Origin of the sequence: Roseococcus suduntuyensis, assembly GCF_014196305.1 — a bacterium.
GTDB lineage: Bacteria > Pseudomonadota > Alphaproteobacteria > Acetobacterales > Acetobacteraceae > Roseococcus > Roseococcus suduntuyensis.
This window is the reverse complement of record NZ_JACIDJ010000002.1, coordinates 688,571-714,730: the sequence shown is the minus strand read 5'-3', so window position 1 is coordinate 714,730 and position 26,160 is coordinate 688,571. Positions and strand designations below refer to the sequence as shown.

Annotated in this window: 17 protein-coding genes; 5 read left to right on the top strand and 12 right to left on the bottom strand. The window is 72.7% G+C overall.

Annotation, left to right across the window (positions count from 1 at the left end):
- Window positions 1–2: 2 nt before the first annotated feature.
- Both hpnH and GGQ83_RS09845 read left to right on the top strand, forming a co-directional pair.
- Entirely contained in the window at window positions 3–1,178 is a 1,176-nt protein-coding gene (gene hpnH, locus GGQ83_RS09850) for an adenosyl-hopene transferase HpnH (protein ID WP_184383584.1), read from the top strand.
- A complete protein-coding gene (locus GGQ83_RS09845) occupies window positions 1,175–1,870 on the top strand; it encodes a phosphoribosyltransferase (protein WP_311727801.1) in 696 nt (231 codons plus the stop codon). Before hpnH ends, GGQ83_RS09845 begins: the two co-directional genes overlap by 4 nt.
- Here GGQ83_RS09845 and ctaD read toward each other — a convergent pair.
- Window positions 1,807–4,296, bottom strand: a complete 2,490-nt coding sequence (gene ctaD, locus GGQ83_RS09840) for a cytochrome c oxidase subunit I (RefSeq protein WP_184383583.1) — start codon at window positions 4,294–4,296, stop codon at window positions 1,807–1,809. The two genes, GGQ83_RS09845 and ctaD, sit on opposite strands and share 64 nt — an antisense overlap.
- Window positions 4,293–4,958 carry a cytochrome c oxidase subunit II gene (gene coxB, locus GGQ83_RS09835; RefSeq protein ID WP_184383683.1) on the bottom strand — a complete coding sequence of 222 codons (666 nt, stop codon included), beginning with the start codon at window positions 4,956–4,958 and terminating at the stop codon, window positions 4,293–4,295. Before coxB ends, ctaD begins: the two co-directional genes overlap by 4 nt.
- 12 nt (window positions 4,959–4,970) lie before the next feature.
- Between coxB and GGQ83_RS09830 the strand changes: the two genes are divergently transcribed.
- On the top strand, window positions 4,971–5,489 hold the full coding sequence (locus GGQ83_RS09830; protein WP_184383582.1) for a DUF2231 domain-containing protein: 519 nt from the start codon (window positions 4,971–4,973) through the stop codon (window positions 5,487–5,489).
- Here the strand turns inward: GGQ83_RS09830 and GGQ83_RS09825 are convergent.
- From GGQ83_RS09825 to GGQ83_RS09815, 3 genes are all read right to left on the bottom strand, one after another.
- The gene (locus tag GGQ83_RS09825) at window positions 5,467–5,970 is read right to left on the bottom strand and encodes a hypothetical protein (protein ID WP_207017814.1); all 504 of its coding nucleotides are present in this window, start codon (window positions 5,968–5,970) and stop codon (window positions 5,467–5,469) included. The genes GGQ83_RS09830 and GGQ83_RS09825 overlap by 23 nt on opposite strands.
- A 10-nt stretch (window positions 5,971–5,980) precedes the next feature.
- Entirely contained in the window at window positions 5,981–6,694 is a 714-nt protein-coding gene (locus GGQ83_RS09820) for a cytochrome c oxidase assembly protein (RefSeq protein WP_242534801.1), read from the bottom strand.
- Between the two features lie 91 nt (window positions 6,695–6,785).
- The gene (locus GGQ83_RS09815) at window positions 6,786–7,994 is read right to left on the bottom strand and encodes a CaiB/BaiF CoA transferase family protein (RefSeq protein ID WP_184383581.1); all 1,209 of its coding nucleotides are present in this window, start codon (window positions 7,992–7,994) and stop codon (window positions 6,786–6,788) included.
- A gap of 148 nt (window positions 7,995–8,142) precedes the next feature.
- Here GGQ83_RS09815 and GGQ83_RS09810 point away from each other — a divergent pair, with 148 nt between their 5' ends.
- Entirely contained in the window at window positions 8,143–8,895 is a 753-nt protein-coding gene (locus GGQ83_RS09810; protein ID WP_184383580.1) for a GntR family transcriptional regulator, read from the top strand.
- Here the strand turns inward: GGQ83_RS09810 and GGQ83_RS09805 are convergent.
- Window positions 8,870–9,769, bottom strand: coding sequence for an HpcH/HpaI aldolase/citrate lyase family protein (locus GGQ83_RS09805; RefSeq protein ID WP_184383579.1), 900 nt, complete (start codon window positions 9,767–9,769; stop codon window positions 8,870–8,872). The genes GGQ83_RS09810 and GGQ83_RS09805 overlap by 26 nt on opposite strands.
- Window positions 9,770–9,957: 188 nt before the next feature.
- On the opposite strand from GGQ83_RS09805, the gene GGQ83_RS09800 reads away from it, so the two are divergent.
- Entirely contained in the window at window positions 9,958–10,374 is a 417-nt protein-coding gene (locus GGQ83_RS09800; RefSeq protein ID WP_184383578.1) for a hypothetical protein, read from the top strand.
- A 135-nt stretch (window positions 10,375–10,509) separates the two neighbouring features.
- On the opposite strand, the gene GGQ83_RS09795 is transcribed toward GGQ83_RS09800, so the two are convergent.
- The 6 genes from GGQ83_RS09795 to GGQ83_RS09770 form a co-directional block, all read right to left on the bottom strand.
- Entirely contained in the window at window positions 10,510–11,016 is a 507-nt protein-coding gene (locus GGQ83_RS09795; protein WP_184383577.1) for an OmpA family protein, read from the bottom strand.
- Between the two features lie 35 nt (window positions 11,017–11,051).
- On the bottom strand, window positions 11,052–11,327 hold the full coding sequence (locus tag GGQ83_RS09790) for a glycine zipper domain-containing protein (protein ID WP_207017816.1): 276 nt from the start codon (window positions 11,325–11,327) through the stop codon (window positions 11,052–11,054).
- Window positions 11,328–11,344: 17 nt separating this feature from the next.
- The gene (locus GGQ83_RS09785; RefSeq protein ID WP_184383575.1) at window positions 11,345–11,755 is read right to left on the bottom strand and encodes a Rap1a/Tai family immunity protein; all 411 of its coding nucleotides are present in this window, start codon (window positions 11,753–11,755) and stop codon (window positions 11,345–11,347) included.
- A gap of 2 nt (window positions 11,756–11,757) precedes the next feature.
- On the bottom strand, window positions 11,758–11,922 hold the full coding sequence (locus tag GGQ83_RS09780) for a DUF3309 family protein (RefSeq protein WP_184383574.1): 165 nt from the start codon (window positions 11,920–11,922) through the stop codon (window positions 11,758–11,760).
- 113 nt (window positions 11,923–12,035) lie between these two features.
- Window positions 12,036–15,074, bottom strand: coding sequence for a CHAT domain-containing protein (locus tag GGQ83_RS09775; protein ID WP_184383573.1), 3,039 nt, complete (start codon window positions 15,072–15,074; stop codon window positions 12,036–12,038).
- A gap of 3 nt (window positions 15,075–15,077) precedes the next feature.
- A complete protein-coding gene (locus GGQ83_RS09770) occupies window positions 15,078–26,153 on the bottom strand; it encodes a two-partner secretion domain-containing protein (protein WP_184383572.1) in 11,076 nt (3,691 codons plus the stop codon).
- Window positions 26,154–26,160 lie beyond the last annotated feature (7 nt).

The following is a 26,160-nucleotide window of genomic DNA, read 5'->3' as shown; positions in this document are numbered from 1 at the left end:
TGATGGGCATCCCCTTGACGCAGCAGGCGAAAGTCGCGGCCTATGTGGTGCGCCAGAAGCTGGCGGGCCGCAAGCGCTTCCCCCTGGTGCTGATGCTGGAACCCTTGTTCCGCTGCAACTTGGCCTGCGCCGGCTGCGGGAAGATCGACTATCCGGACGCCATCCTGAACAAGCGCCTCTCCGTCGAGGACTGCCTGGGCGCGGCTGAGGAATGCGGCGCCCCCGTCGTGGCCATCGCGGGCGGCGAGCCGCTGCTGCACAAGGAAATGCCGCAGATCGTGGAAGGGCTGCTGGCCCAGGGCCGCATCGTCATCCTCTGCACGAACGCCCTGCTGCTGGACAAGCGTATCGAGGCCTACAAGCCCCATCCGCGCTTCATCTGGGACATCCACCTGGATGGCGACCGCGCCCAGCACGACTGGGCCGTGAGCCAGGAAGGCGTCTATGACCGCGCGGTGGCCGCGCTGAAGAACGCTCGCGCGCGCGGCTTCCGCACCGCCATCAACTGCACCCTGTTCAACAACGCCGACGCCGAGCGCACCGCGAAGTTCTTCGACGACGTGACGGCGATGGGCGTGGACAACATCATGCTCTCGCCCGGCTATGCCTATGAGCGCGCGCCGGACCAGAAGCACTTCCTGAACCGCCAGGCCACCAAGAACCTGTTCCGCGACATCTTCGCGCGGGGCAAGGGGAAAGGCTGGCGCATGGGCAACTCGCCCCTGTTCCTGGACTTCCTGGCCGGCAACCAGACCTATGGCTGCACGCCCTGGGGCAACCCCACGCGCAACATCTTCGGCTGGCAGCGCCCCTGCTACCTGCTGGGCGAGGGCTACGCCAAGACCTTCGCCGAGCTGATGGACAGCACGGATTGGGACAAGTACGGCGTCGGCAACTACGAGAAATGCGCCGACTGCATGGTGCATTCGGGCTTCGAGGCCACCGCCGCGCTGGACGCCATCACCAAGCCCTGGAAGGCCGTGGCCGCCCAGCTGCGCGGGCCGCGCACCGAGGGACCGATGGCGCCGGAGATTGATCTCTCCAACCAGCGCCCGGCCGAATTCGTCTTCTCCCGCCATGTGCAGGAGGCGATGAAGGATATGGCGCATGAGCCCCCCAAGGAAGCCAAGAAGGGTGCGAAGCACGGCGCCACCGCGCCCCAGCAGGCGGCCGAATAAAGCTGGACTTCTGGCAGGATTTCGACGCGGCGCCGGACCCCGGCCCGCCCTTCACGGCGCGCTACCCGGCGCGCATGCCCGATGGACGCTGGCTGCATCTGCCCATCCGGGACATCGGCGTGGCGGGCCTCATCGCCACCCAGGCCAGCTTTCCCGTGATCCGCGCGCTGTCCGGCTGGATGGCGGAAGCGGCACGGCCGCTGGGCGCGGAGGCCGTGCTGGGCCTGCCCACACTGGGCCATGTCTTCGCGCCCCTCGTGGCCGAGGCGCTGGGCCACTCCAATTGGGTCGCCGCCGGTTATTCGCGCAAGCGATGGTATGAGGAGGCGCTGAGCGTCACCATCCATTCCATCACCACCACGGGCGAACGCCGCCTCTGGCTGGACCCGCTGATGCTGGACCGGTTGCGCGGCAAGCGCGTGCTGCTGGTGGATGACGTGGTGAGCAGCGGCGCCTCGGCCCAGGCCGGGCTTGGGCTGCTGGCCAAGGCGGGGGTGGTGCCGGTGGGGCTCTGCGTCGCCATGGTGCAGACGCGGCGCTGGGCGCCTTCCTGGCCCGGCGAGATCCCCGTCGTTTCCGTCTTCGAAACCCCAGCCCTGACTCGCGACGCCCAGGGCTGGTGGCCCGATCACAGCAGCGCCGGCAGCCCCATGGCCACGGCCAGCGCGACAAGCCCCGCCCCCGCCACATAGTCCTGCCAGAGCCGGGTCAGCCGCAGATCCAGTATCCGGCGCGGCGAGATGTAGCCCCCCGCCCATCGCTGCGCGTTGCTGATCACGAAGAGCAGCGCGATCCCCACATGCAGCCAGGCATAGCCCAGCAGCGCGAAGCTGGTGGCCGCATAGGCATGAGCGCGCGGGTCGGGCAGGGCGTCCTGGATCAGCAGCACCAGCAGCACCATCGCGGCGACACTGCCCAGGGCCTGCACGCCAAGGCCCAGCCAGGGCGTGCCGCCCCGTGCCACGCCGCCGCGCGCCAGCCGCGCCCCCACCGGCCCCGCCACGAGGCCGAGCGCGATGAACGCCGGCAGCACCAGGCCGGGTGCCATCACCTCGGGCGGCGGCCAATTGGGCGCGTTCAGCCAGAGATAGACCACGCCAAACAGCAGCGAGGCCAGGATGGTGCCCGTCGCCAGCAGCGCGAAGGCCAGCGCCAGCAAGGGCGGCGGGTCGGCCGCCTCGGTGTGCAGGGGAAGGTCGAGGCCATGCCCGGCGGGCATCAGCCCATGGTCCCGGGGCTGGCCGGCATCGCGCCCGCTCCAGACCAAGAGCCCCGCCGTGAAGATCGCCGCGGCCAGCGCCAGCGGGTAGAGCTTGAACAGCATGGCCAGCACCACCACCAGCGTGGACAGCCCGGTCCAGAGCGGCAGGAAGGTCGGGCGCGGCAGGATGATGATCTGGTCCGGCTCGCCCGTGACGCGGTGCACGCCCAACGTCTCTTGCCAGCCATTACGCGCATGGCCGAGATATCCGCGGCCTGCGGCCAGTTCGGGGCCGATCTCGCGCGGGGAGAGCCGGTCCGCCCGCATTTCCACCCGCGGCAGGGACGCGAAGCCATAGGGCGTGGCCGGTGTCGGCATTGCCCATTCCAGCGTGGCCGCCTGCCATGGGTCGCGGCGGAAGGCCTTGCCCAGCTTGCGTTGCAGGAAGACGTCCATCGCCACCAGCGCGAAGCCCATGGTCAGCAGGAAGCCGCCGATGGAGGAGGTCAGGTTCAGCCAAGTCCAGCCATCATCCGGCAAGAAGGTGTAGACGCGGCGCGGCATGCCCAGCAGCCCGGTCCAGTGCATCACCAGGAAGGTGAGGTTGAACCCGATGAACAGCAGCCAGAAGGCCGGCACCGAGAGCCGGTGCATGGGCAGCTTTCCCGTCACCTGCGGCAGCCAGTAGTAGAGTGCCGCCAGCATCGGGAAGACGAAGCCGCCCACCAGCACGTAGTGGAAATGCGCCACCACGAAGTGGGTGTCATGCACCTGCCAGTTGAAGGGCACGATGGCGAGCATGACGCCCGTCAGCCCCCCCAGCACGAAGATCACCAGGAAGCCCGCGATGTAGAGCATGGGCACGTCCCAGCGCGGACGCCCATGCGCCAGCGTGGCCAGCCAGGCGAAGATCTGCACCGCCGTCGGCACCGCCACCAGCGCCGAGCCGAAGGAGAAGAAAGCGAGCGACAGATGCGGGATGCCCACCGTGAACATGTGGTGCGCCCAGATCAGGAAGCTCAGGAAGCCCAGCACGATGATGGCGATGACGACCGCGTTGTAGCCCACCAGCGGCCGTTGCGCGAAAACGGGGATGATGGTGGAGAGCGCGCCCGCCGCCGGCAGGAAGATGATGTACACCTCCGGGTGCCCGAACAGCCAGAACAGGTGCGCCCAGAGCAGCGGGTCGCCGCCGCGGTTCGGGTCGAAGAAGGGCAGGTCGAAGGCCCGCTCCATCTCCAGCAGGATCGAGCCCAGGATCAGCGGCGGGAACCCCACCACCATCATCAGCGCCGTCACCAGGATGTACCAGCCGAAGATGGGCATGCGGGAGAGTGTCATCCCCGGCGCGCGCAGCTTCAGGATGGAGACCACCAGCTCCACCGCCAGCGTCATCGCGGAGATTTCCACGAAGGTGACGCCGAGCAGCCAGACATCGGCGTTGATGCCCGGCGAATAGGTGCTGGAGGAGAGCGGCGTGTACATGAACCAGCCACTGTCGGGTGCCACACCCGCGAACAGCGCGCCCAGCAGGATCAAGCCGCCAAACAGGTAGCACCAGTAGCCATAGGCCGAGAGGCGCGGGAAGGCGAGGTCACGCGCGCCCAGCAGCTTGGGCAGCATGTAGATCGCGAGCCCCTCCAGCATCGGGATCGCGAAGAGGAACATCATGATGGTGCCGTGCATCGTGAAGATCTGGTTGTAGATCTCCGGCCCGATGAAGGCGGATTGCGGCGTGGCGAGCTGCGCGCGGATCAGCATGGCCAGCATGCCGCCGACGGCGAAGAAGAAGGCCGCCGTGATCATGAAGCGCATGCCCACGATGCTGTGGTTCACCGCCGCGGCGCGCCCGAAGCCCGGCGCGGTGGCCCAAATGCGTGACAATGCCTTGTGCAGGCGGATGGGGTCCTGGCTCATGGCCGTGCCTCCGGCGCGCTGGGTGTGGTCTCCGCCGCCACGGCGGACGCGAATTCGTCCGGAGCGTGGACGCGCACCTCGAAGCGCATATGGCTGTGGCCCAGGCCGCAGAACTCGGCGCAGAGCCCTTCAAGCCGCCCCGGCGTATCGGCCTGCAGGCGCAGCACGTTGGTATGGCCCGGCACGGCGTCGAGCTTGCCCGCCAGACGCGGCACCCAGAAGGCGTGCATCACATCTTCGGCGGTGATGTGGATGTCCACGGGCTGGCCGGCGGGCAGGTGCAGCAGGTCCCGCGTCTCGGCGCCGCCATGGTCGGGGTAGCGGAAGGTCCAGAAGAATTGCTGCGCGTGCGCCTCGATGCGCGGCACGGGGTCATGCGGCATCATCCGCTCGCCCACCACCACGGCCGCCACCACCAGCGGAGGCAGCACCAGGCCGGGCAGGATCAGCCCGCCGCCGATGATCCAGGCGCGCGCCGAGATGCGCGCCGCCCGCCGAGGCCACCACACGACGAAGAAGAAGATCGCCGTCATCAGCGCCGTCAGGAACAGGCTGCCGATCATCATCACCCATGAGAGGGTGGCGATGGAACCCGCGATGGGGCCCGCGGGTTGAAGCACCGACAGCTCCCCCGCGCAGCCCAGCAGCGGCAGCGCCGCCACGAAAGGTACCCCATGTCGGATATTCCCCGCGAAGAACGCAATGACGCGCCGCCCACGAGCCCCGTGATCGAGGCCATCGAGCGCGAGGGCACCGGCTCGGTCGTCGCGCTCGTGGGTCACCCCATCCACGCCATGATGGTGCATTTCCCCATCGCGCTGGTGATCGCGACGCTGGGCAGCGACGTCTTCTACTGGATCACGGGCGATGAGTTCTTCCTCCGCACCGGCCTCTGGGCCGCGGCCTTCGCCTTCATCACGGGTGTCGCGGCCGCCATTGCCGGCACGGCGGAGCTGGTCTTCGTGAAGGGCATCCGCATCCGCGTGGCGAGCTGGACTCACGCCACCGCCGCCATGACGCTGATCTCCATCATGGCCGCCAACTGGGGCGTGCGGCTGGTCGAGGCGCCGGTGCTGCCGCATGGCCTGGCGCTCTCCGTCCTGGCCGCGATCTTCACCGCGGTGGCTGGCTGGCACGGGGGCAAGCTGGTGCTGGATCATGGCGTCGGCGTCATGGTGTCACCCAAGCGGTAATGCGGGGGAAAAGCTCGCCGAGGCGGCCGGGCTGGAACAGGTCCGGCGCCCAGGCCTCGGAGGGCAGGACGGGCTTCCACAGCACCACGGCCAGGATGGCGCAGATGGTGACGAGGATGCCCGTGGTCAGCAGGCGCGCGCCCCAAGGGCTCAGCCGCTCGCGCGGGTCGAAGACCCAGAGGATGATCAGGCCCAGACGCACATGCAGCGCGGCCAGGGCCATGACGAAGATGAGCTTCAGCGTGAACCACTCGACGAAGGTCTCGCGCAGGAAGATCAGCAGCGTGCCGCTCGCGATCGCCAGGAAGGCGGCGGGCGAGAGCCAGCCCACGTAGAAGATGCGCGACATCCGGTGCAGGCGGTGCAGCGAGAAACCGCGCAGCCCGTCGGTCTGCCGCAGCAGGAAGGGCATGGCGATCAGCCCGCCCGCCCAGAGGCTGATGGCCGTGACATGCACGTATTTCGTGATCCAGAGCAGCACGCGCGGCGCCTCAGCGGGCCGGGCGCGGGGTGGCGAGCAGCCGCAGCCCCAGCCAGGCCGCCACCGCCAGATAGGGCAGCACCGCGGGCACCCACATGATGAGGCCGGCCAGTTGCTGGTCCTCCAGCGCGCTCAGGCCCCAGCTTTCCGTCGTCAGCCAATGGGCGAAGTAGAGCGGGCGGGGCGCGAAGGTGATGATGGCGCCCAGCATGCCCATCTGCCCCACGGTGCCGATCAGCGCCGCGATGCCATGGGCCTCGGCCCCGGGGCGCAGCGCCGCGCGCCACAGCAGCATGGCACTCGCCAGCAGGGTGGCCTGCATGAACCAGTAGCCGGCGACGGTCTCCAGCGCCCAGGCGTAGAAGGCCGGCACATGCCAGGCCCAGAGGATGAGCATGTGGACGGCGAACAGCGGCGCCAGCGGCAGCGCGCGCCGGCCCATCCCTCCCTTGGGAAAGGCCAGCGCCAGCAGCGGCGCCATCACCGCCACCAGCAGCGCGTGGTGCGCGACGCGGGCCGAGAAGAGCGCCGCGCTCAGCGCGCAGAGCGGCGAGATGAAGATGACGAAGCCCACCGCCACCGCGCCCCAGCCGGCGCGCGCGGCCCCCGCGCGATGGGCCGCCAAGCCCAGCAGGCCCAACGCCAGCAACACCGCGGGGTCGAAGTTCCAACGCATCCAGACATCGGCCGGTATGGCCGGGATGCCGCAATAGGCGATCGGCAATGCTCAGTCCCTCCCCTCGCGCATGGGCTGCGAAGGGGGAACGTGGCAGGGCGGCAGGGGTTGCCCGCCAGCTTGAACTTGGCTGGAAGCGTCAGATCACGCGCAGCGACGTCAGCCTTTCGATCTCGGCCTCGTCCAGGCGCAGCCAGTCGCGATACACCTCGTCATTGTGCGCGCCCATGGAGGGGCCGAGCCACTTCACCTCGCCCGGCGTCTCGGACAGGCGGGGCACCAGGTTCGGGATGGCGAGTTCGCCCACGCGGGGGTCCTTCATCCACTTGATGTTCTCCCGCGCCTTGTATTGCGGGTCCTCGAAGATCTCGTCGATGGCATAGACCGGGCCGCAGGGCACCTGGAACTTCTCGCAGGTGGCGATGGCCTCGTCGCGCGTCATGGTGCTGGTCCAGTCGGAGACATACTCGTCCACGATGGCGCGCTCCGCCTCGCGCTGGGCCAGCGTCTCCCACTTCCCGCCCTCGGCGTATTCAGGCACGCCCATGGCCTCGGCGAGGCGCGCGAAGATCTTGTCGGAGGTGCAGGCGATGGCGATCCAGCGGCCATCCTGGGTCGGGTAGTGGCTGTGCGGTACCACGTTCACCGTGCCGGGCCCCATGCGCTGCCGGATATAGCCGTTGAGCTGATAGGACGGCGCCAGCTCATCCAGGATGCGGAAGATGGGCTCGTAGAGGCCGATATCCACGACCTGCCCGCGCCCCGTCTTCTCCCGCGCCTGCATGGCCAGCAGCGTGCCCAGCGCGCCATAGAGGCCAGCCAGGTAGTCCGGGATGGTGGCCGAGCCGGGTGTCACTGGCGGCCGGTCCGGATAGCCCGCCAGGAAGGAGAGGCCGCCGAAGGCATTGCCGATCCGCCCGAAGCCCGGCCGCCCGCGATAAGGGCCCGTCTGCCCGAAGCCCGAGATGCGGACCATGATGAGGCGCGGGTTGACCTCGCGCAGCACCTCCCAGCCCAGGCCCCATTTCTCCATGGTGCCGGGCTGGAAGTTCTCCACCAGCACGTCGGCGTCGCGCACCATGCGCTTGAGCAGTTCCGCCCCCTCGGGCTTGCGCAGGTCCAGCGTCGCGGATTTCTTGTTTCGGCATTCCGAAAGCCAGGGCAGGGTCTCACCGCATTCGGTCACGCTGCCGAACTTCCGCAACGGGTCGCCCACCACCGGCAGTTCCAGCTTGAACACCTCGGCGCCGAACTCGGCGAGCTGCGTGGTGCAGAAGGGGCCGGCCAGGAAGCTCGAGACATCCACGACGCGAACGCCGTCGAGCGGGTTCGGAGTGGGGTCGGACATGCAGTGATTTCTCCTTGGATTCCCGCAATTTGCGATCATTTCATTTGTCCGGTCAAGTCAGGCGGGGCGGGGTGGCAAGGCCGTGGGTTTGGCGCATGCCCGCCCGCCGATGTATGGAAAACCCATGAACACGGGCCCGGGACTGGGAATGAACAAGCGCGAGCAGGCGGACCCCCGTCCGCGCTACCGCCAGGTGGCGGACGAATTGACGGCCCAGCTGCGCGCCGGCGTCTGGCCCGTGGGCGCCATGCTGCCCACCGAGACCGAACTGTGCGCCACCTTCGCCGTCTCCCGCCACACGGTGCGCGAGGCGCTGCGCCTGCTGGAGGAATCGGGCCTCGTGCAGCGCCGCCAGGGCAGCGGCACCACCGTGCTGGCGCTCGCCACGCCCGACCGCTTCGTCCAGGACATCACGGACATGGCGGAGCTGCTGCAATACCCGCAGGAAACCCGCCTGACCGTGCTGCGCGCCCGTACCTTCGAGGCCGATGCGGAGACCGCGGCCCAGATCGGCTGCGGCGAGGGGGAGGCCTGGGTGCGCGTCGAGGCCATCCGCCGCCTGCGCGTCACCACCGCGCCGCTGTGCTTCACCACCCTGCTGATCCGCGCCGAATACGCCGAGGCGCTGGACGATATCGGCGTGCTGCCCGGCCCGCTCTACGCGCTGATCGAGCGCCGCTACGGCGTGCAGGCGGCACTGATCGAGGTGGACATCGCCGCCTCCAACGTGCCCCCTCACCAGGCGGAACTGCTGGAGGTGGAACCCGGCACGCCCGCCCTGCTCATCCGCCGCCGCTACCTGGACGGGCAGGGGCGCGTCTACGAGATTTCGGAAGGCGCCCACCCGGCGCCCCGCTTCACCTACCGCGCGACACTCAAGCGGATCCCGGAGCTTCCCTGATCAACCGAGCCAGCGCCACCAGGCGCTGCGCCCGCTCCACGATCGGGTAGTCCACGAAGCGCCCCTCCACCTGGATGGAGGCGAGGCCACGCGCCTCGGCTTCGGCGAAGGCGGCGATGATGCGCTCGGCCCGCGCGACCTCCTCGGGCGGCGGCGAGAAGGCGGCATTGACCACGCCCACCTGGTCCGGGTGGATGCAGAGCCGGCCCTGGAAGCCCAGCGCCACCCCCCGCGCGCAGGAGGCCGCAAAGCCCTCCGCGTCGCGCAGCTCGATCCAGACGGTATCTATGGGTGGCTCCAGCCCGGCCGCGCGGCTGTGCAGCACGATGGCGGCGCGGGCCGTCTCCAGCTCCGTCTCGGCGCGCCCCCAGGAGAGGCCGAGGTCGAGCGTGTAATCCCCCGCGCCGAAGGCCAGCCGCCTCACGCGCCCCCCCAGCGCCTTGGCCTGCGCGGCCAGCGCGCCCAGGCGGGAAAAACCCAGCGCCGTCTCCAGGATGGGCATGACCTCTATGCCGCGCGGGGGCAGCCCGCGCTCGCGCTCCAGCGCCGAGAGCATCCAGTCCACGGCCACCAGCTCCGCCCCATCTTCCAGCTTGGGCAGGACGATGCCGTCCAGCGTCGGGCCCACCACGGCATGCAGGTCTGCGAAGCACCATTCCGTGCCGAAGGCGTTCACCCGCACGAAGCCGCGGCAGCGCCGGGGGCGGGCGAGCGCGGCGCGCACGGCCTCGCGCGCGCCGGGCTTGGCGGCCACGGCCACCGCATCCTCCAGGTCCAGGATGGCGGCGTCGGCGCCCACCTCCAGCACCTTCTCCGCGCGGCGCGGATGGTCTCCCGGGGCGAAGAGGAAGCTGCGGTTGGGGCCTGGGGACATGGGAACCTCTTGAAAGAACAGGCTCCATGATGCGGGGCGGGGGGATAGGCGACAATATCGGGTTGTCCGGACTTCCTGAATGCGAGCCATGCGTCCGATACTGACAATCTACTCCCTCCGCGTGCTCGCGGGGCGTCCGGTTTTGACTTGAGGTTGAGTCTTCATCGTGGCCTCGCAAGGAGGCGACCATGAACCGATCCACCCTTTCCCTGATGCTTGCCGGCGGCGTGCTGCTCTCGGCCTGCGCCACGCGGCCCGAGAACATCACCGCGCGCTATGTCAGTCCAAGCACCTATCGCGCGTGGAACTGCGCCCAGCTCCAGGAGGAACGCATCCGCCTGGATGGAGAGGTCGCGCGCGTCGCCAACCTTCAGCGGGAGAATGCCAATGCGGATGCGGCACTGCTGACGGTCGGGTTGATCATCTTCTGGCCGGCGCTGATCGGGATGGCGGCCACGACGGATCGTCGGGAGGAACTCGGCCGCCTTCGCGGCGAGCATGACGCGGTCCAGACCGCGCTGCGGGAACAGAATTGCGTTGTCCCGCCGCCCAGCCTGGCGCCGCCGGTGGAGACCGCGGCACCGCCGGCGGTCTCCAACCCCTGAGCGGGATGCGCTGAGGCGGAATCGGCGAAAACGCCGAATCCCACTCTCAAGGATGGATTGAGCAGGCGGCGTGAACGCAGCATGCTCCAGTCAAGTCCGCACGCGGCCGAAGCGCGGCCGCGTGCGGGAACAGGCTCAGTCCGCCTGGCCGCGCCGCTGCAGCGCGATGTCCACCACGCGGTCGCCACCTTCCTCGGTGCTCGCCGGGCCCTGGGCCGCGGGCGGACGACGGTCGCCGGTCCAGCGGGTGTCGATGCGGTCGCGGGCCACGCCCTCGCGCACCAGCGCGTCGCGCACGGCCACGGCCCGCTGGCGGGAGAGGCGCATATTCGCCTGGTCACGGCCCACCGGGTCGGCACGGCCGATCACGGTGGCGCGCAGCGCGCTCTCGTCCCGCATGGAGGCAGCCACCTCGCGGACGGTCTCGCGGTCGCTCTCGGTCAGGCGCGTGCTGGCGGTGGCGAAGCGCACCTGGTGCCAGCGCACATCCGCCTCCGGCTGCGTCAGCGCCTGCGGCGGCGGGTTGTAGGCCACCGGCGGCGCGGCGGGGCGCTGGGGCTGCTGGCCGGTCAGACCGGCGCCGCCGCAGGCGGCCAGGCCCAGCAGCATCACGGCGGGCAGGAGGGGGGCGAAGCGTCGCATGGTCGTATCTCCGAAAATCGGGTGGAAGGGGGAAATCAATAGCGGCGGCGATAATCGCGGCGCGGCGGCGGGCGGCGGGAGTCGTAGCGCGGCTGCTGCGACTGGTCGTAGAGATAGCCGCCCACGCCGCCCACACCCGCGCCGAGCACCGCACCCAGCGCCGTGTCGCCGCTGAAGGAGCCGAGGATGCCGCCCACGGCCGCCCCGCCGGCCGCGCCGGTCAGGGTGCGCTGGGACGTGTCATCGAGGCCCGCGCAGCCGGACAGGATCAGCCCGCCCGCCATCAACAGGCCCATGCCTTTGGTTCGCATGTTCATCATGTCGCTCCTCAGCGCCGCGGGCCGGGGCCGGGGCCACGGCAGGGGAAGCTCACCTGCGCCCAGCGCAGCATGCCGTCGAGAGCCGGTTCATTGGCGTATCGGCGGTTGTCGCGCGCCCAGGCGGCGAAGCCCACGCCGGATTCCGCGATGCTGGGCCCGCGGCCCGGCACGCAGAACAGGGGCGCGCCGCGCCGCGTGACCTGGTGGAACTGCACGGCCGCCGTGATGTAGCCCTGGCAATAGGCGATGGCCTCCAGCCGCGGCACGCCGCCGCGCTGGGGGTCGCACATGCGGGCGAGGTCGCGCACCGTCTCGACATGGGTGGGCGGATTGCCCTCCCAGCGGGGTTGCGCCGTGGCGGGTGACGCGGCCAGCAGGCCCGCCGTCGCCACGCCCAGCGCGATGTGGCGAAGCGCCATGCTCAGATCCTCCCGAGGATGAGCAGGACCAGCAGCACGACCAGCACGACGCCCAGCACACCCATGCTGCCATGGCCATAGCCATAGCCGTAGCCGCCGATGCGGCCGGAGAACCCGCCCAGCAGGAGAATCACCACCACGATGATCAAGATGGTTCCGACTGGCATTGGCGTGTCCTCCCGCTGGGGCCGTCTGGCCCTGATGCTGGACGCGCCAAAAGCGCGCCCATGGGAATAACGCCGCCGCAACAAGGCGGTTGCGGCTTGAGCGTGGCGGGAAGCTACCCCCCTGCGGCGAGGGGCACGCCCTGGGTGGTGCGGGTCGGCCCACCGCGCCGCCCATCGCCCAGCAGGGCGAAGGGGGCCCAGTAGAAGGGATGGGCCAGGCTCGGCCGCCCCGGCTGGTCCGTCAGCAGGGCGAGCTGCGCGGCACGCAGCGCGGCGGCACTCGGCGTGCCCTGGTTCTGCGCCGAGAGCATCACCGGCACGATGAACTGCGCCGCCGCGTCGGAGGCCAGCCAATGCGTCGCCAGCAGCCCGCGCGCGCCGGCCACGAAGAAGGCGCGCGCCAGGCCCGACAGCGCCTCGGCCGCCTGGGCGGCGCCCTCCACCGTCCCCGCGCCCGCCGTGTTGCAGGCCGAGAGGATGGCGAGGTCCGCATCCATCCTGAGGCCCATGATGGCGCTGGCCGGCACGAAGCTGCCCGCGGCATCGGCCGCGCCGGGCGGGTTCGAGACCATCACCGCCGGTTCGGTCAGGCAGGCAAGGTCCCCGGGCAGCAGCCCGTGGGTCGCGAAATGCACGATGCGATACTGGCCGAGCCCCGCCCCGGCCACGGCGGCGGCGGTAAAGTCGCGGCCCAGCACCTGCGTGGCCCCGGCACCCATGATGGAGGCCGCGACCCGCACCTCGCCCAGCGTGCCGGGCAGGCGGCCCAGGCCGCGCGCCACGGCCGCATCCTCGCCGCAGGTGGCGGCGGGGAAGCTCGCGCGCAGCTGCGCCTCGGCGGGCGGCAGGAAATCCCCGAAGCCGATATAGGGGCGCGGGGCCGCGCTGGCCGGCGAGGCCTCGCGCAGCCGCACCAGCGCCTGCACCGAGGGCGCGTGGACGATGGCGTGGCGGCGGATCAGCCAGGGCGCGGCCGAGAGGTTCCCAGGCTCGGCCGGGCCCGTCAGCAGCATGGCGAAGGGCAGGGCCAGCAGCGGCCCGTCCGGCACCACCACCAGCGTGCCCGCGCCCTCCAGATAGGCATCGAGGGGGCCGAGCAGCGCGGCATGCAGCGCCGCCGCCGCCGCCGTGTCGAAGGCGGGCAGGCGGCCGCCCTGCGGCCCCTCCCCATCCACCGCCGCCCGCGTGGCGGCGACGAGGCGCCCGGCCTCGGCCACGGTGAGGGAAAGCCGCGCCAGCGCCGCCGGACGGCCCGGCCGCAGGGCCAGGGCATAGGAATGCCGGGGCCCGAGGAGGAACTGCACCATGGCCTCGCCCTGGCCCAGCACGGCCAGCGCGGCCTGTGCCGACACCGCCTCGTCGCGGAGCTGGCGGAAGCCCGGGGCCGCGGCCAGCGCCTCGGCCTCCGCCTCCTCGCGCGCCGCGCGCTGGGTGGCGATGCGCTGGTCGAGCGCGCCCGCCGGGCGGCCCGCGGCGAGCAGGGCGTCGCGCTCGGTCAGCAGGGTGCGGAGCTGGATGTCGGCATCCTCGCGCCGGCGCACGGCGGCCGCCACCGCCTCATTGCCGTCGGCGGCGGCAAGCCGCGCGCTGGCCTGGGCCAGGAAGCGCGCCGTCTCGCTGCGCCGCGCGAGCTGGGCGGCGGCGAAGGCCTCGGCCCGCAGGGCGGGTGCCTCGGCCGGGCGGGCCCGGGCCTGCGCGTCCAGCGCGTCGAGATAGGGGATGAGGTCCGCCACGGCCACGCCGATCTGCCGCTCGCGCAGCAGCGCGGCCCCCTGGCGGAAGGCGGCCAGCGCCTCCTCGGTGCGGCCGGCCCCCACCCACTCCCGGCCGGCGAGGAAGAGGGTGGAGGCCACCGGGCGCTCGCCCGGCAGGGTTGCGGCCAGCCGCGCGCTCGCCTGTGTCAGCAGCTGGGCCGCGGGCAGGCTCTGCCCCGCGCGCGTCAGCAACATCCCTTCGGTTCGCAGCCGCCTTCCCTCCAGCGTGGCGGGCGCGAGCCCGGCCGCGCGCAGCACCTCGCCGCTGCGCCGCACCCCCTCGCGGGAGGCGGCGTCGTCCCCGCGCCGCGAGGCGATGACGCCGCGGTAGCGGATGCTCTCCGCCAGGCCCAGCACGGCGCTCTGCGCCTGCGGTTCCAGCAGCTCGGGCAGAAGGCCGCCGGCCGGCGTGCCGGCGCGCACGCCGGCCGGCACCAGCGCGCCAAATCCCGCCTCGGCCGTGGCGAAGCCCGCCTCGGCCGCCGCGAGGTCGCCGCGGTTCAGCGCGTGCATGGCGCGATACTGCGCGAGGCGGGGTGCCGCCGTGCGGTCGGGCGCGCCGGGCAGCAGGGCCTCGGCGCGGGCGAAGAGGCGCTCGGCCTCCTGCACGCGCCCCTGGTTCGAGAGGTTCAGCGCGATGTGCATGATGGGCGTGGCGAGGCTCGGGTCCCGGTCATTGCCCAGCGCCGCCACCCGCACCGCCAGCGCCTGGCGATAGGCGTCCTCGGCGGCGGCGAAGTTCTCGGCCTGGTTCAGCTCCCGCCCCAGCCGCATCACGCGTTCGTAGAGGGCCTCGTCCGCGGCGCCGGTGCGGTCCGCGGCCAGGCGCGCCACCGCGATCTGCAATGCGCCGGAGCGCGCCACGGCCCCGCCCGTGGCCGCCGCTCCCGTCGCCACCTGCTCGATGGGCGGGATGGCGGCGGGAATGCCGTCGGCCAGCACCAGCCCGCCCGGCGCCTCGATGGCCAGCGCCACATGCGCGGCACCGCTGGAGCGCCGCCGGCAGGCCAGCAGCTGCGCCGGCGCCCCGCCGGCCACGTTGGTGGCGACCGGCGCATCGCAGACGAAGCGCTGGTCGAGCCAGGCCCGCCATGCGCCCCCGCCGGCCGCCTGCGACGCGGAGAGCCCGCCGGCCATCCGGTAGATGCGCGCGGAGGGCTGGGTCCAGCCGCCGCAGAACACCTCCTCCGCGCGGCGCACGGGCGTATCGAGGCCGGGCGCCTGCGTCGCCTGTGCGAAGCAGGCCTCGCCGCGCGCATTGGCCGCGACGGGGCGCGTCTCGATGGCGGCGCGGTCGCGGGCCAGGGGCGCATAAGCCTCGGGCGGCGGCGTCGCGCAGGCGCCGAGCAAGGCCACGCCCAGCAGCGAGGAGAGGGTCAGCGCGGCGAAGGGGCGCATGTCTCAGTAATCCTCATCGGCGACATTGGGCAGCAGCACGTCCGACTCATCCAAGCTCGGCATGGAGTTCGTCAGCACCAGCGTGTTCACCTGTGGCACCGAAGGCAGGCTGAAGCTGACGGGCGCCACGCAGTTGACGGACGAGAGCACGCAGTCGTTGAAGCGGAACTGGCTCAGCCCGGTCGCGCTCGGGCCAAGGCCCCGCTGGTCGCCGGCCAGCAGGCCCAGCCGCGCCGCACCCACCCCGCCGACCCCGCCGAGGTCGCCCAGCACCTCGAAGGCGCGGCCGGTGGCGAGCGGGTTGCCGGGGCGGCCGAACACGCCGAGGCGCCCCGCCTCCAGCCGCCCCGTGGCGGTCCCGCCATTGATGAGCACGAAGACGGGAAGCCGCCCCGCATTCATGTTGAAGGCGATGTTCCCGGCCGGCGCGGAACTGGGCGTGGCCGGGCTGCCGTCATCGGCGCCGAAGAGCAGTTGGCCGGGCTGGTTCAACGTCCCGGCCACCTGCCAGCGCTGGTCGGTGGGCGCCACGCCCGGCTGGTCCGTGGTGGCGGGCGTCAGCGCATCGGGCAGGCGCACCACGGCCACGCCACGACGCGTGTCGAGAATGACCAGCGGTGCGCGGGCCGGGTCGAGCGCCGCGACATTCGTCGGTGCCTCGCCCGCCTGGCCGATCCCACCCGGGGCCGCCAGCAGCAGCCCCGTGCCGACGGCGAAGCCGCTGCCCGCGGTGGTCAGGGTGCCGCCCGCGACCAGCTCCGCCCGCTCGGCGCGCAGCGCGCTGTCCGCGACCGACATGTCGGCCCCCGCCTCAAGCCGCAGCGGCTGGAATTCCCCTTGTGTCGCGGCGGGTGCCGTGCTGGCGCCCAGCGCCACGCCGGAGAGGCGCATCCCGCCGTCCGACCGCAGCAGCAGCCCAAGCCCGGCCTGCATGGCCCCGCCCGTGACGTCCAACGCGCCGCCGGCCACCAGGCGCATCGCCCCGCCCGCGACCAGCGTGCTGGGGTTCACCACCACATCGCCGGCCGCCTGGAGCTCCACGCCCTGGCCGGCGGTGAGGGAGGTGTTGCGAAGGCTCGCCCCCCCGGTGGAGGCGAGGGTGATGCCCCCCGTCTCGGCCCGCGCCACCACATCCCGCAGGCTGATCCCCGCGCCGCCGGCCGTGAGGCCGAGCGACTGCCCGGCCGTCAGGCTGCCGCCGCCAAGGGCAAGTCCCGTCCCCGCCGTCAGCGCCATGGCCCCGCCCGCGCTGAGCGTGGCCAAAGGTGCCTCCAGCGCCCCGCCCGCCTCCAGCGTCAGGGCAGTCCCGCTGGCAGCGGAGAGCCCCGCGCCCAACGTCATCGCGCTCCCGGCCCGTGCCTCCATGGCGCCAGCCGCGCCGAGCGTCGTGCCGCCCAGGGCCATGGCCCCGCCCGCAACCAGCAGGAGGTCCCGGCCCGCGCTGCCCGGCGCTTCCAGCCGCAGGGTGGTGCCCGCCTCCAGCCTGACATCACCGAGCGCCGAGGCGCCCCCGCGCATCACCATTCCCGCGCCCGAGCGCGCCAACAGCCCGCCACCCGCTGAGAGCCCCCCGCCGCCCAGCTCGAAGGCCCCGCCCGCCAGCGCCGTCAGCGCGCCACCCGCCTGCGCGGTGATGTCGCCCAGCGCCAGCGCGCCCGCTGCCGTCAGCGCCAGGTCGGCCCCGGCCGTGAGCGTGGCCTGCGGGGCCACGAGGGTGCCGCCGGTCTCCAGCGTCATGGCGGCGCCGGCGATGACGGAAACCCCGGGGTCCAGCGACAGCGTGCCGTCGGGCACTGCCAGCGCCAGGTCGCCCCCCGTGGCCTGGAGGTTGCCCCGCAGCGCCACCGGCCCGCCCGCCACGCGCAGGTCGAGGTCGCGCCCCGCCGTGATGGCGAAGACTTCGGGCGTCGTGACACGCCAGGCCAGGTCGCGCCCGATCGTGAGGGCGCCGCCCGCATCCCCCAGGCTGGTCGCCTGCGCGGTGCCGCTGGTCTGCAGCGCGTCGCGCCCGGCCACCAGGCGCATCGCCCCGCCGGCGACGAGGCTGCCGCCCGATTGCAGCACATCCTGCCCGGCGGAGAGTTCCACGGCGCCCCCGGCCCGCACCGAGCCGGCGGTGAGGGTGAGGTCGCCCGCCGCGGTGAGGCGCGCGGCCCCATCCGCCTCGATGGCTCCGGCATTGCTGAGCCCGCCCAGCGTCGTCCGGAGCGCGAGGTCGCCCCCACGGGTGGTGCCCAGCACCAGCGCCCCGCCGCTGGGGGCAGGCGTGCCCGCCAGCGCCGCGGCCCGGGCGTCGGGCATGGACAGGTTGAGCGCGGCCTGCCCCGTGCCGCTTTCGATCCGCGCCCCGGCCTCGTTGACCAGGCTCGTGACGGTCGCGCCCTGGGTCACGACCAGGCCGTGATTCCGCACGCTCCAGTCCAGGATCTCCGTCGCGGCGATCAGGCTGTAGTTGGTGAAGCCGCCCCTGATGGACCCGGCGACCACGGTGCCGGCATTGATGAGACTGCCGAAAGTCTCGCCCGCGGCCAGCAGGCCGGTATTGATGACGCCGTCATAGGACTCGATGCGATGCGCGCGCAGCTCGGCGCCGACGACATTGATCACGAGACCCCTGCCCACGACGACGCTGCCCGCGACCATGAGCCCGTGGTTGTTCAGCCCGTGCCACGCATCAATCACGGAGGTGTCGGCGGGAGAGCAGCCACAGCCCAGGATGATGGTGCCGTAATTGTCGACGGAGCCCATGAGCGTGCTCTGGACCCGGCCGCCCGAGAGGTCCTGCGCGTAGATCCCCCCGCGATTGGTCACACTCATACCGACGACGGAGACCGTGCCGGCCTCGGCGGTGACCCAGCGGTTCTGCGCGATCTCGATGAGGGCATAGGGGCTGGAGAGGCTGAGCCCCCCGCTGCCCGAGGCCAGGACCGACCCGTCCACGTTGAGCCTCGAGTCGACGAAGCGGAACTCCAACCGGTCGGGCTGCCGCGCCGGGGCCAGGCCTTGCGGGTCCGAGTTACGCGTCCCGCCCCAGAGCGAGATCAGGTTGGGGGCCACGCCATTCACCGTGCCCGCATCGGTCAGCGGCGCGAGGCGTCTCACCGAATTGTCGCCGTCCAGCACCAGGTCACGCCCCGCCACGGCGCCGAAATCGTGGACCCAGATCGTGCCCGAGCCCGCGATGGACCCGCCCGCGTAGAGCTCCAGCGCCCGCACCCGGTTGGACAGGTCCACGGCGCCCGGCACGGCGATGTCGCCCACCGTGGTCCCGTCCAGCGCGCCGATGCGCAGCACGGCCGTGGCGTTGGTCGTGCCATCCGCGCCCGTGCCGCCGATCCGCGCCAGCTCCGCCCAGGTGAGGGAGAGGGTGCCCGCCGCGTCATCGCCCAGCGTCACGCCGCGCCCCGCGGTGAAGGGCATGAGGCGCACCGCGCCAGCCGGCGCCACCAGCGTCATGCCGCCCGCGACGGCGCCCAGCGCCATGTCGTCGGCGACGAGCGTCAGCGCCCGGCCGCTGCCCACCGTGATGGCGCTGCCCACGGTCAGCACGCCTGCCGGCCCCGGGCCCCCGCCCGGCGCCACGCGCAGCACCGCGTCGCCCCCCGCCGTGACCGGCGCCTCCACCGCCAGGCTGCGCCAGGTGGACAGGGTCAGGTTCCCGCTGGCCCGCAGCCCGTCCTGGGTGCGCTCCGCGCCGGGCGTGCGCAGGGTGCCAAGCTCCGTGCCGGCGATGATGCGATCAATCGCGTTGCCGCTGGCGGCACCCGGCGCCGCGCCGTCATGCAGCAGCACATCGCCGCCGAGGGCGCGCGCGGCGAGGCCGGCCACGCTCACGCGCGCACCCGCATCCTGCGTGATGCCCGCGCCGGAGACGAGTTCGAGTGCCGCGACCCGCGCCCCGCCGATGGCGTCGGTGAGGCTGGCGGCGTCGCTGGGGGCGACATCCTGGCGCAGCAGCACGTCGCCGGTGAGGGTGATGGCCCCGGCCGCGGCCTCGCCGATGCGCAGGCGCTGCGCGGCGTTGGTCGCGCCATCGGCGCCCGTGCCGCCGATGCGCGCCAGCTCCGCGCTGGTGAGCGAGAGCGTGCCGGCGACTTCCGTGCCCAGGGTGATGGCGCGCCCGTCGCTGTGCGGCAGCAGCCGCACCGTGCCGCCGGGGGCCACCAGCGTCATGCCGCCCGCGACGGCGCCCAGCGCCATCTCGTCCGCGACCAGGGTCAGGGTGCGCGTCGCGCCCACCCGGATGGGCGCATCCACGACGAGACCGCCACCATCCACGCGCAGCAGGGCATCGGTGCCGGCGCGGATGCCGCCCCCGGCCTCCACCGTCAGCGTGTTGGCCTGGGTCGTGAGGCGCACCTCTCCCGTCGCGGCGCCGATGCCGAAGGCGCCCATGGCGGGGGCGTCGGGGAAGGCGGGCAGGCTGCCCGGCGAGACGCCGATCCGCGCGAAGCTGTTCCCCGCCTGGTCGAGATGGATCAGCCCCTGGGCGCGCGCGGTGATGCCCGGCGCGGTGATGGTGCCGCCGGTCTGCGTGACGTCGCCGGCCTGCGCGATGACGTGCAGCGTGCCGCCCCCGGGCAGCGAGACGCTGTCCGGCGCGGCCACCCAGGTGCCGCCGGCCTGGGTGATGTTGCCCGTCTCGGCGCGGAGGGTGGCCGTGGCGCCGAGGGTCTCGGTGACGGTGGCGGGCGGGGTCGCGGGTGCCGCGCCGCCGGTGAGGGCGCCCGTGCGCGCCTCGGCGGAGGTCAGGCTGAATTCGGCGGTGGCGGTGCCGCCGCCCGCGCCCATGGTGCCGTCATTTTGCAGCACGCTGCCCTGGGCCTCGATGGCGGTGCCCAGCATCACGCCCGCATTGGTGATGTCGCCCGCGGTCGCCCGGATGGTGCCGCCGAGGAGGCGCCCCCCGGCCTCGTTCACGATGGAATCGGCCGTGACATCGCCGATGATGGTGCCCGTGTTGACGAGCGTGCCGGCCACGGTCCGGTCGCCCACGAAGACCGTCCCGAACTGCCCGGCGATGCCCGTGCCGGTGATGAGCGCGCCGGAATTTACCGTCACGCCCGTGATGGTCCGCGCCACCATCAGGCCGTTGTTGGTGGTGATGCCGGCGATGCGCGTGCCATCCGGCGCGGGCGTGGCGTCGAGGCCGAGCGCGATGGTGCCGTTGTTGGTGCCGCCGCCGGCCAGCACATGGGAATCCGGCCCGCCCGCATTCAGGGCGATGGGCGCCGCGACCAGGGTGCCGTTGTTGAGCAGGCTGCCCGTCACGTTGACCTGCAGGGTCCCGGCCTCGGCCGCGATCCAGCGGTTGCTGTTCACCGTCAGGTCGGCCGTCTGCGTCAGCACGAGGCCGCCGCTGCCCGAGGCCAGCACCGAGCCCGCCACGGTCAGCGCGGGCGCGGTGTTGCGGAACTCCAGCCGGTCCGGGTCCCGGTCGGCGGGCAGGGCGGTTGCGTCCGCGTTGCGCGTGCCGCCCCAGAGCGAGACCCCGGAAAGCGCCACGCCATTCACCGTGGTCGTGTCGGTGATGGCGGCGAGGCGCCCCACGGCATTGGCGCCGTCCAGCACCAGGTCGCGCGCCGCCACCGCCCCGAAATCGCCCACCGTGATGGCGCCCGCGCCCGTCAGGCTGCCGCCCGAAAATATTTCCAGCGCCAGCACGCGCCCATCGAGGTCCACATCGCCCGCCACCGTGATGTCGCCGGCCCGGATGTCGCCCGACCGCCCCGCGCCGATCCGCAGCACAGTGGCCGGGTTGGTGGTCCCGTCCGGGCCGGCGCCGCCGATGGCGGCCAGCTCGGCGGTGGAGAGCGAGAGCGTGTCCGCCACCTCGGCCCCCAGCGTGACCGCGCGCCCCGCCGTGAAGGGCAGCAGCCGCACCTCGCCGCCCGGCACGATCAGCGCGGGAGAGCCCGTGGCGATGGCCATGTTGTCGGCCAGCATCGTGAGCTGCCCGGCCGAGATGTCGTTGGCCACCTCCAGCAGCAGCCCGGCACCGGCCAGCGTGATGCCGACCGCCCCGCCGCCCGAGCCGCCCAGGGCGTCGATGCGCGTCACGCGCAGGTTGGCGGCGTTGCGGAACTCGATGTCGCCGCCATCGGTGCGCGCATTGAGGCGCTGGGCCTGGTTGTCGCCCGTGAGGTTCACGCTGCCCGCGCGCGAGAGGACATCGCCGTCGCCGCGCGCCACCAGGTTGTTGGTGGTGATGACGCCGGTGCCCAGGATGCCGCCCGGCGTCTCCAGGTTCACGGGGTTCGTGCCCGCGTTCACCGCCGCGTCCACCGCGATCGTCGTGCCCGTGGCGGAGGTGGCGCGCAGCGTCAGCTCGCCCGTGGTGCGGGTCAGGTCCGCCAGCACCTGCACGGCGTCGGAGGCCACGAGGCGCAGATGCCCGGTGCCGAGGAAGCTGGTGAGAAGGGCCGGGTTGAAGGCCGTGGTGCCGGGGCCGCCCAGGCCGATGGTGATGCGGCCGGGGCTCAGCCGGTTGAATTCCACCAGGCCCGATGCGCCCGCGCTCATGTTCGCGGCCAGCGTCAGGACATCGGCCGTCATCACGATGGAGCGCGCGTCGGGGGCGGTGACGGTCCCGCCCGCGCCCTGCACGATCCGCCCATCGGCCTCGGTGGTGGCGAGGGTGATGTGGCCCTGGGTGAAGCCCAGCAGCGGCGCGACGCTGAGCACCGGCCCCAGGATGCTGACTTCCTCGCCCGCCTGGAGACGGATGTTGCCGCCCTGCACATGGCCATCCGCGCGCACCACCAGGGTGCTGTCGGCATTCGTGGCGATGAGTTCCACCGCGCCGCCCGTGTCTCCCGTGCCCGCGCCCGCGCCGGTGCGCGCATTGGCCTGCAGCACCGCGAAGCCCGTGGCCTGCCGATAGTTCAGCGCCGCGCCGTCCGTCCGCGCATCGAGCGTGGCGATGGCGTTGGTGCCGGTTATGTCCAGCCCGCCCGCGCGTCCATCGGCGAGGTCGAGCGCGGCGTCGCGGATGACCAGGGTGCCGGCCACCACGCCGCCGCCGGAGATGATCCCGTCCGAGCCCAGCGTCACGTCACCGGAGGCGGAAGCCGCCCGGGCCACCGCGAAGCCCCCCGCCTGGGCGAAGGTCAGCGCGCCCTGCGTCCGCGCGTCGAGCGTGGCGATGGCGTTGCCGCGGAGGTCGAGGCTGCCCGCCGGCGTCTCGGCGAGGCCCAGGCCACGGATGATCAGCATGCCGCCCGTGACATGGCCGCCCGTGATGGCGAAGTTCGAGCCGAGCGTGACGTCGCCCGTGCCCGCATCCGCTTGCAGCACCTCGAAGCCGTTGTTCTGGGTGTAGGTCAGGGCGGCGTTGTTCACCCGGGCATCCAGCGTGCCGGAGAAGTTGCCCTCCAGCTCCAGCCCGCCCGCGCGGCTCGCCGCATCCAGGTCGGCGCCGCGGATGATGAGGTTGGTGCCGCCCCCGCCCGCGCCCTGGATGACGCCGTCCGAACCCAGCGTGACATCGGCGAAGGCCGCGACCGCATTGGTGACGGAAAAGCCCGCCGTCTGTGCGAAGGTCAGGTTGCCGCCCATTGTCCGCGCATCGAGCGTGGCGATGGCGTTGCCCGCCCCGGTCAGCTCCAGCGCGCCGGCGCCGAAGCCCGTCAGCGAGGCGTCTCGGATGATCAGGGTGTCCGCGACGACATTGCCGCCCGTGATGGCGAAGTTCGAGCCGAGCGTGACATCGCCCGTGCCCGCATCCGCCTGCAGCACCTCGAAGCCGTTGTTCTGGGTGTAGGTCAGGGCGGCGTTGTTCACCCGGGCATCCAGCGTGCCGGAGAAGTTGCCCGTCAGGTTCAGCCCGCCCGCGCGGCCATCGGCGAGGTCGAGCGCGGCGTCGCGGATGAAGAGCGTCCCGCCCACCACGCCGCCGCCGGAGATCAGGCCGTCCGAGCCCAGCGTGACGTTGCCCGTCCCCGCATCGGCCTGGGTCACGCCGAAGGCGCCGGCCTGCGCGAAGGTCAGCGCCGCGTTGTTGGTGCGGGCGTCGAGGGTGCTGATGGCGTTGGTGCCGGTGATGTCCAGCCCGCCCGCGCGGCCGGTCGCGAGGGTGAGGTCGCTGTTGCGGATGGTCAGCGTGCCGCCCACCACGCCCCCGCCCGAGATGATGCCGTCCGAGCCCAGCGTGACGTTGCCCGTGCCCGCATCGGCCTGGATGACGGTGAAGGCGGCGGGTCGCGCCCAGGTCAGCGCGGCGTTGTTGGTCCGCGCGTCGAGCGTTCCCCCCGAGAATATGGTGCGGATGTCGAGGCCGCCGGCGCGGGTGTCGCCCAGCGCCGCGCCGCGGATCACCACGCCGAGGGACGCGCCCACGCCCACCCCGGTGATGACCCCGTCCGAGCCGAGCGTCACTGAGCCCTGGCTCGCGGTTGCGCGCACGACCTCGAAGCCGCCCACTTGCGCGAAGACCACGTTCCGGCCGGCGGGGAAGGCCGCCACGTCGAGCCTCGCGATGGCGTTGCCGGGGCCGGTCAGGTCAACCCCGCCGCCAGGGTCGAGGGTATGGTCACGGTCGCGGATGCGCAGCCGGTCGCCCACCACGCCCCCGCCCGAGATGATGCCGTCCGAGCCCAGCCTCACATTGGCCGTGCCCGCATCGGCCTGGGTGACGCTGAAGCCGCCGATCTGTCCGAAGGTCAACTCCGTATTGGCGGTGCGCGCGTCCAGGGTGGCGATGGCGTTCCTTATGCCCCCCCCCCACAGCCCGCCCGCGCGGCTGTCGGCCGCAAGGCTCGACCCCCGGATGACGAGCTGGTCCGCGACGATGTCAAACGCGTCGATCAGCCCGTCCGACCCCAGCCGCACCACGCCGCCCGGGTTGTGGGCCTGCACATCGTCCAGCGCGCCCACCTGGGCGAATTCGAGCAGCCCCCCGCTCACGCGCGCGTCGAGCCGCGGCACCGCCATGCCGGTGGTCATGGACAGGCCGGCCGCCGCCGTGTTGGCCAGCCCCGCCCCGCGGATGACGAGGTCTCCCGCCGTGATGTTGCCGCCCGAGATCACCCCGTCCGAGCCGAGGGTCAGGGTGCCGGCGGCCCCCACCTCGCCGCGCGACACGACCAGCGCATTGGTCTGCGTGAAGGTCACGGTGGCCGCGCTTCCGATCAGGTCCAGCGCCCCCACCGCGTTCGCGCCCGTCAGGTTCAACCCCTGCACGCCCGAGGCATCGGTCCCGTCGAAGCCGCGCACGCGCAGCGTGACCGGCGTCTGCACGCTGCCCGTGCCGCCGATGTTGCCGGTGACGTTCAGGTTGACGCCGGCGGCGCCGACCACGTCGGCGTTGAGGGTGAGGGAGCTGTTGGAGGTGAGGGTGAGCAACCCGGGCATCACGTTGATCGGGGCCGCGACCGTGATGCCCGCGCCCCCCGCGCCGGTGACCCGCAGCGTGAGGCTGCCGTTGACCTTGGTGATGGCGCTGGCCACGGTCAGGCTGTCCTGCGCCTCCAGCGTCACATTGCCGACGAAGGCCGCGATGCCGGCCGGCGCGATGACGACGGTGGTGGGGTCGCCGGGCGCGCCGTCGGTGGTGAAGTCGCCGCCCACCAGGGCGCCATCCGTCTCCCCCGGCGGCGTGGCCGCCGTGTCGCGCACGATGATGCTGACCGGGTCGATCAGCAGCGTGCCGGGCGCCCCGCCCGGCCCCGCGCCCACATCCACCCGCATGATGTCCAGCGTGAGCGCGCGCATGCCCGAGACTTCGACGAAGCCGCCATCGCCGCCCTGCGGGCCGCCGCGCGTGGAAAGCTGCGCGGCCATCACGGTGCGCTCGGCGCTGTTCACGACGATGACGCCGCCCGGCCCCGTGGCCGTCGCGTCCGCGCGCACCGTGGCACCCGTCTCCAGCAGCGTCTCGCGCGCCATGGTCTGGGCGCGGCCCAGCCCCGTGGTGCCGACCAGCGCCTCGCCGCCGCCCGCGCTGCCGGAGGCATCCACCGCCGCACCCGCCGCCACCGTCACCCGCTCGGTCGCCTGCACGGCCACGCGGCCGCCGCGCGCGCCCGGGCCCGTGCCACGCGCCGCGACGCGGCCTTCGACACGCGTGCGCGCCGTGCCATTGCCGCCCACCCGCACCTGGCCGCCACCCGTGGCACCGGAGGCCGAGACGCGGGCCCCCGCCGCCACCGTCACCCCCGCGCCGGGGGCCGTGATGTCCACCCGCCCGCCCGGCGCCGTCACCGCGCCGCCCGCGATGGCGACCTCGCCGCCACGGCCCTCGATGGCCACGCGCGCGCCCGTCACCTGGCCCGTGTTGCGGACCACCTGCTCGACGAGGCCACTCACCGCCTGGGCGGTGAGGATGACCTGCCCGCCCTCGGCCACGATGACGCCCGAATTGGTCACCAGCGCCGCGCCGCCATCGGGGCGCTGGCGCACCGCCTGCGTCACGTCGATGGACAGCAGCCCATCCCCCGCGAGATCGAGGCGGTAGGTCTCCGCCCCGGCCACGATGGCCGTGCCCAGCCGCGCGCGGATGGCGCCCTGGTTGGCCACGCCGGGCGCCACGAGGGCGGCGAGGCCACGATCGGCCACCGTGATCTCGCCGCGGTTCTCCACGCGCGCGCCGGGATTGGGCGTGCCGTCGAAGACCATCCGCCCGGCCATGAAGTTCTGGTTCGTGATGCCCGAGGCGGTGGCGACCAACGAGCCCACATTGACCTGCGCGCCCTCCGCGAAGACCACGCCCGAGGGGTTCACGATGGCGACGCCGCCATTGGCCGTGATGCGCCCCGCGATGAGCGAGGGGTCGGGCGTGTTCACCCGGTTCAGCGTCCAGGCATTCTGGCTGGGCTGGGTGAAGTTGACCGTGGCGTCGCGCCCCACGTCGAAGCGCTGCCAGTCGATCACCGCGCGGTCGCTGCCCTGGGTGATCTGGGTGCGGTTGCCCTGCTGCTGAATGAGCGCCTGGCCGGCCGTGACCTGGCCGCCCGTGGGCATGGCATTGGGCGCCTGGGCATGCGCGGGTGACAGCAGGCCGAGCGGCAGCAGGGCGGTGGTGCCCAGCAACAGCACGCGTGGCGAGGCCCAGGCCGTCATCCGCGGGCTCTTCTGGGCCATGCTCTTC